This is a genomic window from Actinomadura montaniterrae (genome assembly GCF_008923365.1).
GTDB classification, from domain to species: Bacteria; Actinomycetota; Actinomycetes; order Streptosporangiales; family Streptosporangiaceae; genus Spirillospora; species Spirillospora montaniterrae.
In genome coordinates, this window is the sequence record NZ_WBMR01000049.1 from 17,577 (window position 1) to 31,771 (window position 14,195).

General features: G+C 72.5%; 17 protein-coding genes and 1 other RNA gene. 8 read left to right on the forward strand and 10 right to left on the reverse strand.

Translation table 11 applies throughout. From position 1 onward, the window contains the following. Positions 1–33: 33 nt before the first annotated feature. The gene (locus tag F9B16_RS18790; protein ID WP_151541392.1) at positions 34–1,629 is read right to left on the reverse strand and encodes an ABC transporter substrate-binding protein; all 1,596 of its coding nucleotides are present in this window, start codon (positions 1,627–1,629) and stop codon (positions 34–36) included. Between the two features lie 165 nt (positions 1,630–1,794). On the opposite strand from F9B16_RS18790, the gene F9B16_RS18795 reads away from it, so the two are divergent. From F9B16_RS18795 to F9B16_RS18805, 3 genes are all read left to right on the forward strand, one after another. After that, positions 1,795–2,532, forward strand: a complete 738-nt coding sequence (locus tag F9B16_RS18795) for a FadR/GntR family transcriptional regulator (protein ID WP_151541393.1) — start codon at positions 1,795–1,797, stop codon at positions 2,530–2,532. A 100-nt stretch (positions 2,533–2,632) separates the two neighbouring features. Next, positions 2,633–4,354, forward strand: coding sequence for a sialidase family protein (locus F9B16_RS53630; protein ID WP_151541394.1), 1,722 nt, complete (start codon positions 2,633–2,635; stop codon positions 4,352–4,354). A 96-nt stretch (positions 4,355–4,450) separates the two neighbouring features. Beyond that, on the forward strand, positions 4,451–5,305 hold the full coding sequence (locus F9B16_RS18805; RefSeq protein WP_151541395.1) for a hypothetical protein: 855 nt from the start codon (positions 4,451–4,453) through the stop codon (positions 5,303–5,305). Between the two features lie 79 nt (positions 5,306–5,384). On the opposite strand, the gene F9B16_RS18810 is transcribed toward F9B16_RS18805, so the two are convergent. After that, positions 5,385–5,633 carry a GntR family transcriptional regulator gene (locus F9B16_RS18810; RefSeq protein ID WP_151541396.1) on the reverse strand — a complete coding sequence of 83 codons (249 nt, stop codon included), beginning with the start codon at positions 5,631–5,633 and terminating at the stop codon, positions 5,385–5,387. Between the two features lie 105 nt (positions 5,634–5,738). On the opposite strand from F9B16_RS18810, the gene F9B16_RS18815 reads away from it, so the two are divergent. Next, complete coding sequence (locus tag F9B16_RS18815) at positions 5,739–6,104, forward strand: hypothetical protein (protein WP_151541397.1); 366 nt, start codon at positions 5,739–5,741, stop codon at positions 6,102–6,104. Here the strand turns inward: F9B16_RS18815 and F9B16_RS18820 are convergent. From F9B16_RS18820 to F9B16_RS18830, 3 genes are all read right to left on the reverse strand, one after another. Then, positions 6,035–6,430 carry a VOC family protein gene (locus tag F9B16_RS18820; RefSeq protein ID WP_151541398.1) on the reverse strand — a complete coding sequence of 132 codons (396 nt, stop codon included), beginning with the start codon at positions 6,428–6,430 and terminating at the stop codon, positions 6,035–6,037. The two genes, F9B16_RS18815 and F9B16_RS18820, sit on opposite strands and share 70 nt — an antisense overlap. 266 nt (positions 6,431–6,696) lie before the next feature. After that, a complete protein-coding gene (locus tag F9B16_RS18825) occupies positions 6,697–7,200 on the reverse strand; it encodes a helix-hairpin-helix domain-containing protein (RefSeq protein ID WP_151541399.1) in 504 nt (167 codons plus the stop codon). A gap of 31 nt (positions 7,201–7,231) precedes the next feature. Further along, entirely contained in the window at positions 7,232–7,555 is a 324-nt protein-coding gene (locus tag F9B16_RS18830; protein ID WP_151541400.1) for a cupin domain-containing protein, read from the reverse strand. A 71-nt stretch (positions 7,556–7,626) separates the two neighbouring features. Here F9B16_RS18830 and F9B16_RS18835 point away from each other — a divergent pair, with 71 nt between their 5' ends. Next, positions 7,627–8,577 (forward strand): GlxA family transcriptional regulator, encoded by a 951-nt coding sequence (locus F9B16_RS18835; RefSeq protein WP_151541401.1) that lies wholly within the window; start codon positions 7,627–7,629, stop codon positions 8,575–8,577. Here the strand turns inward: F9B16_RS18835 and F9B16_RS18840 are convergent. Further along, positions 8,544–9,482, reverse strand: a complete 939-nt coding sequence (locus F9B16_RS18840) for an alpha/beta hydrolase (RefSeq protein WP_151541402.1) — start codon at positions 9,480–9,482, stop codon at positions 8,544–8,546. The two genes, F9B16_RS18835 and F9B16_RS18840, sit on opposite strands and share 34 nt — an antisense overlap. A 43-nt stretch (positions 9,483–9,525) precedes the next feature. On the opposite strand from F9B16_RS18840, the gene F9B16_RS18845 reads away from it, so the two are divergent. After that, the gene (locus F9B16_RS18845) at positions 9,526–9,993 is read left to right on the forward strand and encodes a MarR family winged helix-turn-helix transcriptional regulator (RefSeq protein WP_151541403.1); all 468 of its coding nucleotides are present in this window, start codon (positions 9,526–9,528) and stop codon (positions 9,991–9,993) included. Between the two features lie 16 nt (positions 9,994–10,009). On the opposite strand, the gene rnpB is transcribed toward F9B16_RS18845, so the two are convergent. From rnpB to F9B16_RS18860, 4 genes are all read right to left on the reverse strand, one after another. Further along, positions 10,010–10,400: RNase P RNA component class A (gene rnpB / locus F9B16_RS18850), an RNA gene on the reverse strand. 30 nt (positions 10,401–10,430) lie between these two features. Beyond that, on the reverse strand, positions 10,431–11,522 hold the full coding sequence (locus tag F9B16_RS18855) for a bifunctional RNase H/acid phosphatase (RefSeq protein WP_225991748.1): 1,092 nt from the start codon (positions 11,520–11,522) through the stop codon (positions 10,431–10,433). Further along, complete coding sequence (locus F9B16_RS50935) at positions 11,519–12,262, reverse strand: zinc ribbon domain-containing protein (RefSeq protein ID WP_192808859.1); 744 nt, start codon at positions 12,260–12,262, stop codon at positions 11,519–11,521. The genes F9B16_RS18855 and F9B16_RS50935 overlap by 4 nt, the downstream gene beginning before the upstream one ends. Continuing rightward, the gene (locus F9B16_RS18860) at positions 12,259–13,080 is read right to left on the reverse strand and encodes a Nif3-like dinuclear metal center hexameric protein (RefSeq protein ID WP_151541405.1); all 822 of its coding nucleotides are present in this window, start codon (positions 13,078–13,080) and stop codon (positions 12,259–12,261) included. Before F9B16_RS18860 ends, F9B16_RS50935 begins: the two co-directional genes overlap by 4 nt. Before the next feature lie 110 nt (positions 13,081–13,190). Between F9B16_RS18860 and F9B16_RS18865 the strand changes: the two genes are divergently transcribed. Together F9B16_RS18865 and F9B16_RS18870 are read left to right on the forward strand one after the other, a co-directional pair. Beyond that, positions 13,191–13,775, forward strand: a complete 585-nt coding sequence (locus tag F9B16_RS18865; RefSeq protein WP_151541406.1) for a pyridoxamine 5'-phosphate oxidase family protein — start codon at positions 13,191–13,193, stop codon at positions 13,773–13,775. A 45-nt stretch (positions 13,776–13,820) separates the two neighbouring features. Then, complete coding sequence (locus F9B16_RS18870) at positions 13,821–14,180, forward strand: DUF6191 domain-containing protein (RefSeq protein ID WP_151541407.1); 360 nt, start codon at positions 13,821–13,823, stop codon at positions 14,178–14,180. Positions 14,181–14,195 lie beyond the last annotated feature (15 nt).

Sequence of the window (14,195 nt, forward strand, 5' to 3'; positions counted from 1 at the left end):
CGGGTGGTGTCCCTTCTTCGGAATCCGGGACGGTCAGGAGCGGCCGACGTTCAGGAACGACAGCCCGGTCGTCGCCATCGGCCGGAAGCCCGGCAGTTCCTTGCCCTTCCAGCCGGTGTCGAGCTTGCGGTGGAAGATCGGGTACAGCGCGGCCTGCTCGGCGACGACGTCGATGGCCTGCCCCCACAGCGCCTTGCGCCGCGCGGCGTCGGCCTCGCGGGCGGCCTGGTCGAGCAGGTCGACGACCTTCTTGGCCTCGGGGGTGCCGGCGTTGTAGCTGCGGTGCTCGGGCCAGGTGCCGACGTAGAACCAGCGCATCAGCAGGTCGACGTCGTTGCCGAACACCGACGGGTCGCCGGGCGCGGCCATGACCTGGTACTTGCCGGTGTCGACGCGGTTGGCGTACTGCCCGCCGGACTGGCCGACGTTCAGCGTGGTCGCGACGCCGATCGCGTCCCAGCTCTGCTTGATCAGCGGCGCGCAGTCCTTGACGAAGTCGGTGTCGGTGGTGATCAGCTCGACCTTCAGCCCGCTGACCCCGGCCTGCTGCAGCAGCTGCTTGGCCTTGTCCGGGTCGTAGCCGTAGACGGTGGAGGCCTTGACGTAGTCGGGGTGCCCGGCGGGCAGGAAGCTGGTCGCGGCGGCGGCGTTGCCGAGCAGCGCCGTCTTGATCAGCTTGTCGGTGTCGAGCGCGTAGTGCAGCGCCTGCCGCACCCGCACGTCGTCGAACGGCTTGACCTTGCAGTTGAACATCATGAACAGCAGGCCGAAGCTCTGCACCGCCTCGACGTCCGCGGACTTCTTCAGCTCGGCGGCGTTCAGGTACGGGACGGCCTCGATCGCCTGGACGCGTCCGGACTGCAGCGCGGTGACCCGTGCGGACGGGTCCGACAGCAGCAGCCAGGTCATCTTGGCGACCTTCGCGGGGCGCGGCCCGTTGTAGGCGGCGAACTTGGCGAACGACAGCCCGCCGGTGGCGCTCGCGGCGGTGAGCTTGAACGGCCCGGACCCGACCGGCAGCGCGTCGAACTTCTTCTGGTCCGCCTCGACGATCTTCTTCGGCACGATCCGGACGACCGCGAGCCGCTCGGAGAACAGCGCGAACGCGTACTTGAGCGTGAACTCGACCGTGCTGTCGTCGACCTTCTTCACCTTGTCGAGGAACGGCAGGAACTGCACGAACAGCGAGGCGTTCTTCGGGTCGAGGACGCGCTCGAAGCTGAACACGACGTCGTCGGCGGTGACCTTGGAGCCGTCGTGGAAGGTGGCGCCGTCGCGGATCTGCACCCGGTAGGTGGTGTCGTCCACCTTCTGCGGCGCGGCCTTGGCCAGCGCGTTGTAGGGCTGCCGGGTCACCGGGTCGAGGTCGACCAGCGACTCCAGCACGTGGAAGTTGGCGGCGACGGCGACGGCGCTGGACGACGTCATCGGGTCGAAGCCGCCGGACAGGGCGTAGGCGAGCGCGGCCTGGATCGTGTCCTTGGAGCCGCCGGACCCGCCGGAGCCGGTGGAGGACGGGCCACCGCACGCGGACACGCCGGCGGTGATCGCGGCGGCCGCGCCGAGCAGCCCGGTGTAGCGCAGGAAGTCGCGGCGGTGCAGGCCGCGGCCCGGCTGGAGATCGGTCACGTCGTCTCCTGGAAGGAAGGGGTGGGGCGGTCGCAGGGTAGGCGACCGCAGGTGGGAGGGGAGGTAGGACATCCAACGTCGTTCGTCGGTGTACCGTAGGCTCCGGCACCGGCCAGGTCAAGTGCCGGTCCCGATACCGATCGACGCGATGGGGAGCGTGAGCCGATGACCGCAGCTCGGACGCGGGGACGTGCGACGCGCGGCCGCAGCAGCCGCACCGAGGAGGTGCAGCAGGCGATCAAGCAGCTGATCCTGGAGCGCGGGCTGGCCTCGGGCGACCCGATGCCCACCGAGTTCGAGCTGGTCGAGGAGCTGGACGTCAGCCGCAACTCGCTGCGCGAGGCGCTCAAGGCGCTGCAGGCCGTCGGCATCGTGGAGATCCGGCACGGCTTCGGGATGTACGTCGGCAGCATGTCGCTCGGCGCCCTCGTCGACGAGCTGACGTTCCACGCCCGCATGTCCAAGCGGCAGGGCCGCGACGACCTCGCGCACCTCGTGGACGTCCGCGAGGTGCTCGAACGCGGCCTGGTCGAGCAGGTCATCGACCGCGACCTGCTGTCCGACACCACCGAGCTGGACGAGATCATGCGCCGGATGGACGCCGAGGCCACGGCCGGCCAGGTGACCCCGGAGACCGACCGGCTCTTCCACGAGCTGCTGTACCGCCCGCTCGCCAACCCGATCGTCAACCAGCTGCTCGGCGCGTTCTGGGACGTCTACCGGACCCTGCAGCACGACCTCGCGCCCGTCCGGCAGGAGGCGGCGGACGTGGCGCAGCGGCACCGCGACATCTACGAGGCGCTGGTCTCCGGCGACCGCGGGGCGGCGGCCACGGCGATGGCGGCGCACTTCCGCGGCATCCGCGAGCGCCTCGGCACGGCCCGCGACGACTCCGGCGCGTGACCGCCGCGCGGGCGCCAGGGGTTGACGGCCCCGGCGCCCGCGCCTACTTTCCATCGCGACAGGACATCCTACGTCCCATGTCCAATGTGAAGGTGAGGCCATGCCCCGGTTCCACCCCGTCCCCGCCGCCGTCGCCGTGATCGCCGTGTTCGCCGCGACCGCCGTCCCCGCCACCGCCCGCGCGGCCACCGCCCGCGCCGCCACCGCCCGCGCCGCCACCGGCCAGTCCGCGGTCGTCACCACCGACTGCACGTCCGGCCGCATCCAGGAGACCGTCGTCAACCGGACGTCCTCCGCGACGACGTTCACGCTGACCTGGCCCGGCATGGGCACCTGGACGGCGAACGTCGCCGCCGGCGACAGCTCGCACTTCTACTTCACCAAGCCGTCCGGCACCGCCTACACGTTCCGCACCACCACGCCGCAGGGCCTCGACCAGACCGACACCGGCACCCTCGACTGCTCGGACGCCCTCACCGCCCGTGCCGCCATGGACTGCGGCGACCCGCACCGGCTCCGGCTGATCCTCGGCAACCGCTCCCCCGCCGCCCGGACCTTCACGGTCGCCTGGCCGGGCCGGGCCGGCTCCCCGTGGTCGGTGAACGTCCCGGCGTCGTCGGGCGACGACAGCCTCCTGTGGACGGTCCCGGACGGCACGCCCTACACGTTCCAGGTCTCATCGGGCGGCTGGAGCCGCACCGTCTCGGGCACGTCCGGCTGCGGCCTCGGCTCCGGCCGGCCCGGGATGAACGCCCAGACCGTCCTGACGACGTCCACGGTCGTCTCCGGGCTCGGCAAGGCGGCGAAGTCCGTGCGCATCCCCGCCCTCGCCGTCGCGAACGACGGCACGGTCATCGCCACGATGGACGCCCGCGTCGACGGCAGCTACGACCTCGGCGGTGGGACGAACAACATCCAGGTCGCGATGGTCCGCAGCACCGACGGCGGCGCGACGTTCTCCACCCCGAAGATCATCGCGCACGCGCCCACCGCGTCCGAGGGGTACGGCGACCCGAGCCTGCTCGTCGACCGCACCACCGGAAAGATCTTCTGCTTCTTCACCTACTCCCCCGGGCCCGGCGTCGGCTACTACGGCTCCACCGCCGGCGACACCTCCGCGACCGCCACGACCAACACCCACATCCGCTACGTCACCTCGACCGACGGCGGCGCGACCTGGAGTGCGGCCACGGACCTCAACCCGCAGGTCCGGAACGCGTCCTGGGCAGGGATGTTCGCCTCCTCAGGCCACGGCGTCCAACTGAACTCGGGACGCCTCGTCCAGCCGATCGTCTACCACGACTCCTCGGGCGACCACGCGTCCAACATCTACTCCGACGACCACGGCGCGACCTGGCACAACGGCACCACGGCCGGGACCGGCGTCAACGAGAACAAGATCATCCAGCGGTCGACGGGCCGCGTCGCGCAGAACATGCGCTCCAACGCGGGCGGCAACCGCTGGTACGCGACCGCCGCCGACGTCACCGCCGCCTACGGGACCGCCTGGAACAGCGGCCTGATCGACCCGGGCTGCAACGGCGACGAGATCTCGTACGCCCTCCCGTCGTCCGGCACGCCGCCCCTGACGGACACCGCCCTGCACAGCAACAACGCCGCCACCGGCCGCACCGACCTGACCGTCCGGCTGAGCAGGGACGACGGCTCCAGCTGGCCGCAGGAGGCGCTGCTCAAGCCGGGCACCGCCGGCTACTCGGCGATGGCCGTCCTCGCGGACGGCTCGGTCGGCGACCTCTACGAGATCGGCGACACCGGCGGCATCGTCTTCACCCGCTTCACCCTCCCCTGGCTGGCCCCCTGACCACGCCTTTCGACCTCCGCCGAAACCGCCGTTGACCTGGACTTTCGGCAACACCTGCGCGGTTTCGGCGGAGGCGCCCCGGGGAGCCCGGCAATTATGAACAAATCCACCATTTCGACCACAGCGGGCGCCGTCGTCCTGGCGGCCGGCGCCCTGCTCCCCGTCAGCACCGCCCACGCGACCACGGCCCCGGAGCCCGGCGCCCCGGCCACCACCGACCCGGGCGGCGGCAACCCGGGCGGCGAGACCCCGGGCGGCGGCGACACCGGCGCCCCGGACACGGGAGCCCCCGACACCGGGAACCCCACCGACAACGGCAGCCCCACGGACGGCGGCAGCCCGACCGACAGCGTCAGCCCCACCGACAACGGCAGCCCGACGGCCCCCGGCAGCCCGACGACCCCCGGCAGCCCGACCGCCCCCGGCGCCACGACGCCGGCCCCGGGCGGCGGCGCACCCGCCAACCCCAAGGCCACGACCGTCACCGTCACGGAGAAGGAGTACTCGCTGAAGCTCTCCCAGACCACCTTCAAGGCGGGCCCGTACATCTTCATCGCCAAGAACGCCGGCACCATGCAGCACGCCCTGGCCATCTCCGGTCCGGGCATCACCAACGCGAAGGTGACCCCGGGGATCTCGCCCGGCCAGCAGGCCAAGCTGAACCTCAGCCTGCAGCCGGGCACGTACAAGCTCTGGTGCCCGATCGACGACCACCGCGCGCTCGGCATGCAGACCAAGATCACCGTGCCCGGCTCCGGCGGCGTCGTCCCGCCGGGCGGCCCGGCCCAGAGCCCGACGGCCAGCCCCACGGAGAGCCCGACCGGCAGCCCCACCGAGAGCCCGGGCAGCCCCACGGAGAGCCCGGGCAGCCCGACCGAGAGCCCGCCGGAGAGCCCGACCGGCGCCCCCACGGGCACCCCGACGGGCAGCGGCGCCCCCGGCGGCTACTGACCGCCACGGCGTTCACTTGTGGCGTGTTGCCCTATGCGTGGTCGCTAAGGGCAACACGCCACAACTCAACGCCCCACGGCTACTCGACGTCGCCCTCGGACGGCTTCACGAACGTCCCGCGCTGCGGAACCGTGTAGACGAGCCCCTGCTCCCGCAGATACGCGACCGCCCGCCGTGCCGTCTCACGCGCGACTCCGTACTCCTGCACGAGGTCGGACTCGGACGGGATCCGCCGGCGCGGCTGCAGATCGCCGGACTCGATGCGCTCGGCGATGATCGCGGCTATCTGCCGGTAGACGGGGGTGTCGCCATCATGATCGATCGTCACCCCTCTGACGCTAGATGACTCGCTACGAAGCCCTTCATAGCGATACGTATGCAGACGTCTAGACTAGCCTAGACAAGGCTAGACGAGTGGCGGTACCGTCACGCCATGGACACTCCCCTGGCAAGGGCGCAGGCCGGGCTCGGCGCGCTGCTGCACCGGCTCGATCTCTACGACCTGGACGTCCGCCTGAAGATCGACGGCCTTCTGGTCTCCAACCCGTTCGCGGACGGGTGCTGCGACGACACCCCGGAACCGTCCGACACCATCACCTGCCGCCCGCGTCCGGACGACGGCGACCGCTTCTGGTTCGCGCATTCATGGGGTGAATGGATCGCCGAGGTCGACCATGTGGCCGACGCGGCCCTGCTCATCGCCACCCGGCTGTGCGCCTGCGGGCCCGATCACTCCGCCGGGCCGAGCAGGTCCCACCGGTTGCCCGCGACGTCCAAGAACACGGCGACGCGCCCGTAGGGTTCCGCGCGGGGCTCGGTGACGAACTCCACCCCGGCGGCCGTCATGCGCTCGTAGGCGGCGTCGAAGTCGTCGACCCGCAGGAAGAAGCCGACGCGTCCGGCGACCTGGTCCCCGACGGCCGCGGCCTGGCGTTCGCCGTCCGCGCGGGCGAGCAGGATCCCCGTCTCCGCACCCGGCGGCCGGACGACGACCCACCGCTTGGGACGGCCGTCGTTGGTGCGCGAAGGCGAGTCCTCGACCAGCTCGAACCCGAGGGCCTCGGTGAAGAACCGGATGGCGCGGTCGTAGTCGTCCACAATGATCGTGACCAGGTCGAGTCGCACCCTCGCGACCCTAAGCCCTTCCCGCCGACCGCCGTCAGGCTCCGCCGAGCCCGAGATCACGGGCATGATCGGGAGAGACGATGATCCGCCCGATCCACCCGCGTGCCTCGTCACGATGCCGGCCGCAGAGTTCGCCGTACGCGTCGTCGCCCTGATCGGGCTTCGGCCTGATCAGGGCGGCCCCGCCCAGCCCGAGGACCGGCCCGTCCTCAAGGCAGCCGTCCCCCTCGAAGTGGTGGTGCCACGTGACGCACGTGAATTCGTTTTCAGGCGAGGGCCTCGCGGAGGATGCGGACGGCTTTCGGGCCTACGCCGTGCATCGCCAGCAGTTCGGCGTCGGTCAGGGCGGCGACCTCGGCGAGCGTGGTGATGCCCGCGCCGGCGAGGGCCCGGGTGGCGGGGCCTCCGATGGCCTTGGGCAGGTCGCCGACCTCACCGGGCCTCGCCGCGTCCCCGGCGGCCACGCGCGCCGCCGGCCGCGCCGGCGCCTGCGCGAGCCAGGCGCGGCGCACCCAGTGGTTGAGCTGCTGGCCGTTGACGTCCCCGATCGGGACGCGAACGCCGCCGGGAGCCGCGCCGCGCGCCGTCGGATGCGCGGCGAGGAGCTCGTCCACATCGGACGCGGGGAGCCGGAGTTCCACCAGGCCGTCGTCGCCCATCGACGCGAACCGCTTCCCGTCCACCGTGAAGGCGACGATTCCCGGAGCGGCGTCCTCGGCGGTCCCGGGGTAGGAAAGGGCGGCCTTGCGAAGCTGGGCGAGCGTCGTCATGGACCCCAACCTAACGATCCGGTACGACGGCTCAGCCTTCCGGATAGAAGAGGAACAGGGTGCAGCCCGTGGTCGTCTGCGGGACGTGCGAGGAGCCCGCCGGCGCGTGGATGAACGACCCCGCCGGGTAGTCGCGCTCACCGTCGTTGAAGACGCCCGACACCACGAAGACCTCCTCGGGCCCCGGATCGTGGACGTCCACGCCCTCCCAGCACGTGTTCGCGTCCATCTCCAGCACGAAGGCCTTCGCACCCCCGTCCCCGCTCCACAGCGGCCGCAGCCGGATGCCCGGAAAGAGCTCGCGCACCGGAGCGTCCTGGACGGAAGACCACACATATCCCAGCTCTGTCGTCATGGCGCCAGCCTGGCGAAGGCGTCGCCGCCCCGCCGAGTGTCTGGAAAGACATCCTGCGGTACTTTCAGGCCATGCACCGTGTGGTCGCTCTCGTCCGCCCGCCGCAGTCGCCCTTCGAGCTCGGCTGCGCGGCGCAGGTGTTCGGGATCGCGCGTGCGGGGCTCCCGACCAGGTACGACTTCACGGTCTCCACCGAGCGCCCCGGCCCCGTCGCCACCCTCGCCGGCTACGACATGCTCGTCACCAACGGCCTGCAAGCCCTCGACGACGCGGAGACCGTGATCGTCCCCGGCTGGCTGCCCACCTCGGAGCCGCCCTCCCCCGCCGTCGTGGATGCCCTGCGCCGCGCCCACTCCCGCGGGGCCCGCATCGTCAGCATCTGCTCGGGCGCCTTCGCCCTGGCACACGCCGGTCTCATCGACGGCCGCCGCGCCACGACCCACTGGGCGCAGGCCGACGAGTTCGCCGCGCGCTTCCCCCACGTCCAGCTGGACCCGGACGTCCTCTACGTGGACCACGGCGACGTCGCGACCAGCGCCGGGGCCGGAGCCGGGTTCGACCTGTGCCTGCACCTGGTCCGCACCGACCAGGGCGCCCGCTATGCCGCCCAGGTCGCCCGGACCATGGTCATGCCGCCGCACCGCGAGGGCGGCCAGTTGCAGTACTCGTCCGCGCCCCACCCCGCCCACATCGACGACACCCTCGCACCCCTCCTCGACTGGGTCACCGCCCGCCTCGAAGAGCCCATGACCCTCGAGACCATGGCCGCGCACGCGGGCGTCTCTCCCCGAACCCTCACCCGCCGCTTCACCGACCAGCTCGGCACCAGCCCCGGCCAATGGCTACTCACCCAGCGCATCGCCGCAGCTCAGGACCTCCTGGAGTCCACCGACCTCCCCCTCGACGCGATCGCCCGCCGGGTCGGCCTCTCCTCCGCCACCAACCTCCGCCGCCGCTTCCTCAACGCCCTGGCCACCACCCCAGGCGCCTACCGCCGCACCTTCCGCTCCGGCACGCGGTGACCGTCGCCGGCCCCGCCGATGCGCTGGCCGAGGAACAGGGCCGCGCGCTCCAGTGCCTCGTCCGCCTCGTCCAGCACACCGGCGAACGACTGGAACACGTGGGGCACGTCGGCGGTGACGTCGAGGACGACGTCCACTCCGGCCGCCCTCGCACGCGCGGCGAGGCGCGTCGAGTCGTCCAGAAGGATCTCGTTGGTGCCCACCTGGATCAGCATCGGCGGGAAACCGGTCAGGTCCGCGCAGACGGCCGGGCTCAGCAGGGGCTGGCGCGGGTCGGCTCCGGCGAGGTACAGGGCGCCGGTGCGCTCGACGGCCTCGCGCGTGAAGATCGGATCGGCGTCCGCCCTGGTCTCCATGCTCTCGCCCGTGCGGGTGGCGTCGAGGCCCGGGGAGAACGCCACGATGGCGGCCGGCAGCGGGAGGCCCGCGGCGCGGGCGGCAAGGCAGGTCGTGACGGTGAGGCCGCCGCCCGCGGAGTCTCCCGCGAACGCGATGGACGACGGGTCCGCGCCGCCGTCGAGGAGGGCGCGGTAGGCGCTCAGCGTGTCCTCGATCGCGGCCGGGAACGGGTGTTCGGGGGCGAGCCGGTAGTCCACCGAGTACGCCTGGAAGCCGGTCTTGGCCACGAGGTGCCCCGTCAGCGACAGGGCGGTCTCGGGAGAACCGAACACCCAGGCGCCGCCGTGGAAGTAAAGGATCGTCCCGGCGCCGGCCTCGCCGTCCGGCTCGGCCCGCAGTGCGGGACGGCCGCCGAGCTCCGTCCACGCGGTGCGGACACCGCCGGGAACGATCATCTGGGCCATCAGCGCCCGGAAGCCGGCCCGGAGGTCCTCGACCGTCCGGGGTCCCTCGGGCCGCGGCCGCCGCAGCATCGCGTCGACCTCTGCACGCTGTTCCCTGCTCATGGGCACGCTCCCGTCGTAAGTACATTCCTGTACACTATATGCCGTGGAATATACATGGGACGGCGGCCTCCCGGATCTCTTCTCCGACCTGGTCCGGTGCGAGACGCGGCTGTACAACGCCCTCAACGACCGCCTCCGGGCGCGGCACGGGATCGTCACCTCGCAGTTCGAGGCCCTGCGCTACCTGCGCGACCATCCCGGCGCCCGGGTCGCGGACCTCGCCGCCGAGTTCGCCATCGGCATCGGCGCGGCCAGCAAGAGCGTCGACCGCCTGGAGAGGCAGGGCTGGGCCGTCCGGCACCCGAACCCGTCCGACCGCCGATCGTCACTGCTGGCCCTGACCGATGACGGCGCGCAGCTCGTGGTCGCGGCCGGACGAACGTTCACCGAGGCACTGGACGAGCTGGTCGGCGGGACTCTCGACGCCTCCTCGGCGGCGGCCGCCGCACAGGCCCTCGCGACCCTGCGCGCCGCACTGGAACGCGACCAGACCGGCACCCCGAACGGCTGACCAGAAGCGAAGGCGGCGGACGAGTCGGCCTGTAAGCCGGGTTCTGTGCCCGCCCCGGGGGGCGGGTGACGGCCATCCATCTCGGGCCGCCGTTGCCGGCGGCCTCCAGCGGTCTACCCGCAGGCTCGGGCGGGCCGCCCTCAGGCACCTGCGCGGGGCCTCTTGCGGGGCCCCTTCTTGACCTTGCTCCGGGTGGGGTTTACCGAGCCGCCCACGTCACCGTGGGCGCTGGTGAGCTCTTACCTCACCGTTTCACCCTTACCACCGGCGGACCGGTGGCGGTCTGCTTTCTGTGGCACTGTCCCGCGGGTCACCCCGGGTCGGCGTTACCGACCACCCTGCCCTGTGGAGCCCGGACTTTCCTCGACGGGGACCTGAGCCCCCGACGCGGCCGTCCGGCCGGCTCGTCCGCCGTACACAGAACTCTAGCGGGTCGGTCAGCGTTCCAGGTGATGGGCGTCGTTGAAGGAGCGCAGGCTCGCCGGGCCGTCGGCGTACCAGTCGATCGCGGTGAGGGACGCGACGTCCAGGTGCATCCGGTACAGCGCCTTCATCGGGGCGCCGAGGGCGTCCTTGACCAGCAGCTTGATCGGCGTGACGTGCGAGACGACCAGGACCGTCTGCTGCCGGTTGCGGACCTTCAGCTTGTCCAGGGCGGTGCGGACGCGGCGGGACACCTGCGCGAAGCTCTCGCCGCCGGGCGGCGCGGCCTCCGGGTCGGCGAGCCACGCCTTCATCTCGGCGGGCCAGCCCTTGCCGGCCTCGGCGAACGTCAGGCCCTCCCAGTCGCCGAAGGCGGTCTCGCGGAAGCCGTCCTCGACGCGGACGTCCAGGCCGGTGACGGCGGCGACCTCGGCGGCGGTGTCGCGGCAGCGCGCCAGCGGCGAGGTGACGATCGCCTCGAGCCCGCGGTCCTTGAGGGCGAGCGCGGCGGCGCGGGCCTGGGCGAGGCCGGTGGTGGTCAGCGGGACGTCGTTCGTCCCGGCGAAGCGCTTCTCGGCGGACAGCGGCGTCTCGCCGTGCCGCAGCAGGATCGTCCGGGTGGGGGTGGACGAGACGGGCGGCGGCCCCGGGGACTCCTCCCGCGGGGGCTCCTCGACCTTGCGCGACCACTGCTCGCCGCGCGCCGCCGCGTCCATCGCCTCGTTGGCGAGCCGGTCGGCGTGCGCGTTGCGATTGCGCGGGATCCAGCCATAGGAGACCGAGCCGAGCCCTTCGGCGACCTCGCGCGCGCGCAGGGCGAGGGGGATCATGTCCGGGTGCTTGATCTTCCAGCGGCCGGACATCTGCTCCACGACGAGCTTGGAGTCCATCCGCACCTCGACCCGCGCGGACGGGTCGATCCCCGCCGCGGCCGTCAGCCCGGCGATCAGCCCCCGGTACTCGGCGACGTTGTTGGTCGCCATCCCGATCGACTCGGCGACCTCCGCCAGCACCTCGCCGGTCAGCGCGTCGCGGACGAGGGCCCCGTACCCGGCCGGGCCCGGGTTGCCCCGGGACCCGCCGTCCGCCTCGACGATCAGCTTCACAGGCCCGACTCGGGGGTGCGGACGAGGATGCGCCGGCACTCCTCGCAGCGGACGACCTCGTCCTCGGCGGCGGCCCGGATCCGGTTCAGGTCGACGGTGTTGAGCGCCAGGTGGCAGCCCTGGCAGGCGCCGCGGAACAGCTTCGCCGCGCCGACGCCGCCGAACTGGCCGCGCAGCTTCTCGTAGAGGCCGAGCAGGTCGTCCGGGACGTCCTTGGCGACGGCGGTGCGGGCGGCGCCGGTCGTGCCGTTCTCCTCGTCGATCTCCTTCAGCGTGGCGTCGCGGCGCGCGACGACCGCGGCGAGCTCCTCCTGCGCCGCGGTCTGGTCGGCGCGCAGCGCGGCGACGCGGCCGTCGGCCTCCTCGATCCGCTCCATGATCTCCAGCACGACCTCCTCGAGGTCGGACTGGCGGCGGTGCAGCGACTCGATCTCGGCCTGCAGGCCGCTGAGGTCCTTGGCGGAGGTGACCTGCCCGGAGTCCAGGCGCTTCTGGTCCCGCTCGGCGCGGCTGCGGACCTGGTCGACGTCCTGCTCGGCCTTCTTCTGCTCCCGCGCCAGGTCGCCGGCGTCGGTCTCGGCCGCCACGATCGCGTCGCGCAGCTCGGCGAGCCGGCCCTCCAGCCGCTCGATCTCGGCCAGCTCCGGCAGCGTCCGGCGGCGGTGCGCCAGCCGGTCCAGCGAGCTGTCCAGGTCCTGCAGGTCGATCAGGCGAAGCTGGGCTTGCGGTGCGGCTTTCACTGTTCTCCTTCTGCGTGAAGGCTCCACGCGTCGGTGACGAGCGTGGACACCCGTGTCTCCAACTTGCCCGCTTCGGGTGCGGCGGCGGTCAGGCGGCGCGCGGCGTCGGCCAGCCAGGGCCATTCCGTCGCCCAGTGCGCGGCGTCCACCAGCGCCGGGCCGCCGTGCTCGGCGAACTCCGACGCGGGATGGTGCCGCAGGTCGGCGGTGAGGTACGCGTCGACGCCCGCCGCGCGGACGGTGTCGAGGAGGGAGTCTCCGGCGCCGCCGCAGACCGCGACCGTCCGGACGGCGCGGTCCGGGTCGCCCGCGGCGCGCAGCCCCCACGCGGTGGACGGCAGCCCCGCCGCGGCCCGCCGGGTGAACTCCCGCAGCGTGACCGGCGCGTCCAGCTCCCCGATCCGGCCGAGGCCGCGGCGCGGATCGTCGGCGGCCGGGACGATCGGGCGCAGCTCCCCGGTGAGCCCGACGGCCCGCGCCAGCGCGTCCGAGACCCCCGGATCGGCGACGTCGGCGTTGGTGTGCGCGGTGTGCAGCGCGACCCCGTTCGCGATCATCCGGTGGACGAGCCGGCCCTTCGGCGTCGTCGCGGCCACCGAGTGCACCCCGCGCAGCAGCAGCGGATGGTGGCACACGACCAGGTCCGCGCCCCACTCCAGCGCCTCGTCGACCACCGCGGCGACCGGGTCGACCGCGAGCAGCACCCGCCCGACCTCCTGGTCGGGGTCGCCGCAGACCAGGCCGACCGCGTCCCAGGACTCCGCCCACGACGGCGGGTAGAGCTCGTCGAGAGCCGCGATGACATGGGATAGGCGCACGTCCCGCAGGCTACCGCGCCGAGCCGCTCCCAACGAGCCACCGAGCGTCACCGGAAGGCTCCGCGGTCTGAAACGATGGGCCGGGGAACGTCCGCAGAAGGGAGAGCGCCATGTCGGCTTCCGGGTTCGCCTCGGCACCGGAGCCCGCGTCCGGATTCGCCCTGGCATCGGAGCCCCGCCCCGGGTTCGTCCCGGCGCCGGAGCCCGCCGCAGACCGTCCGCACATGCCCGGTTACGGGATCCGGGGGCCCGCCGAGGGGAGCGGCCTGCTCCCCTGGTCGTGGGCCGTCGAGCGGCTCCGCGCCGCCCGCAACTTCTGGCTGTGCACCGTCCGGCCGGACGGACGCCCGCACGCGATGCCGGTGTGGGGCGCCTGGTCCGGGGAGGCGCTGATGTTCAGCAGCAGCGTCCCGTCCCGCAAGATGGTGAACCTGCGGGCGAACCCGCAGGTCGTCGTCGCCACCGAGGAGGCCGAGAACCCCGTCGTCCTGGAGGGCCGCGCCGAGGTCGTCACCGAGCCCCGGGACCTGCAGCGCTTCATCGACCTGGTCAACTCCAAGTACGCGACCCGCTATCGTGTCGACTTCCTGGACCCGGAGGTGAACGCGACCGTCGCGGTGCGGCCACAGAAGGCGTTCGGGCTGCGTCAGGGAGATTTCACCGGTTCTCCCACCCGGTGGTCGTTCGGAGGCTGAACGCCCGCTGGGATCAATCTGGAGGCTCGTCGCGTTGGAGTCTGTGTGAAGTCACCGTTTCGCCGCCGCAAGCGCGTCAAGGGGCGCCCGATGGGCAACCGTCCCGAGCAGGCCGGTCACGAGCCCGTCGACTGGCCCACGGAGGGCACCGGCCGGTCGACGCTGATGGGCGCCATCCGCGGCGACGGCGAGACCGGCGCCGGCTTCGGCGGCGGCATGTTCGAGGACCTCGCGTCGGCGTTCGAGGGCTCCAAGAAGGTCAAGCAGGAGGAGCAGCAGCGGCAGAAGGTGCTGCGCCAGGACGACCACGAGCAGGCCGGGGACGGCTCCGCCCGCGACGACCTGGACTCCGGCAAGATCCGGATCCGCCGCAACGGCCCAGTCACGCCGCCCGCGACCGACTGAGTTGTCCGGTTCGGG

What these genes read in the sequence shown, in the direction of transcription:
- F9B16_RS18795 (WP_151541393.1), top strand. Translation starts at nt 1,795, where the DNA reads ATGACCGCAGCTCGGACGCGGGGACGTGCGACGCGCGGCCGCAGCAGC.
- F9B16_RS18835 (WP_151541401.1), top strand. Translation starts at nt 7,627, where the DNA reads ATGCACCGTGTGGTCGCTCTCGTCCGCCCGCCGCAGTCGCCCTTCGAG.
- F9B16_RS18865 (WP_151541406.1), top strand. Translation starts at nt 13,191, where the DNA reads ATGTCGGCTTCCGGGTTCGCCTCGGCACCGGAGCCCGCGTCCGGATTC.
- F9B16_RS18815 (WP_151541397.1), top strand. Translation starts at nt 5,739, where the DNA reads ATGGACACTCCCCTGGCAAGGGCGCAGGCCGGGCTCGGCGCGCTGCTG.
- F9B16_RS18840 (WP_151541402.1), bottom strand. Translation starts at nt 9,482, where the DNA reads ATGAGCAGGGAACAGCGTGCAGAGGTCGACGCGATGCTGCGGCGGCCG.
- F9B16_RS53630 (WP_151541394.1), top strand. Translation starts at nt 2,633, where the DNA reads ATGCCCCGGTTCCACCCCGTCCCCGCCGCCGTCGCCGTGATCGCCGTG.
- F9B16_RS18825 (WP_151541399.1), bottom strand. Translation starts at nt 7,200, where the DNA reads ATGACGACGCTCGCCCAGCTTCGCAAGGCCGCCCTTTCCTACCCCGGG.
- F9B16_RS18805 (WP_151541395.1), top strand. Translation starts at nt 4,451, where the DNA reads ATGAACAAATCCACCATTTCGACCACAGCGGGCGCCGTCGTCCTGGCG.
- F9B16_RS18830 (WP_151541400.1), bottom strand. Translation starts at nt 7,555, where the DNA reads ATGACGACAGAGCTGGGATATGTGTGGTCTTCCGTCCAGGACGCTCCG.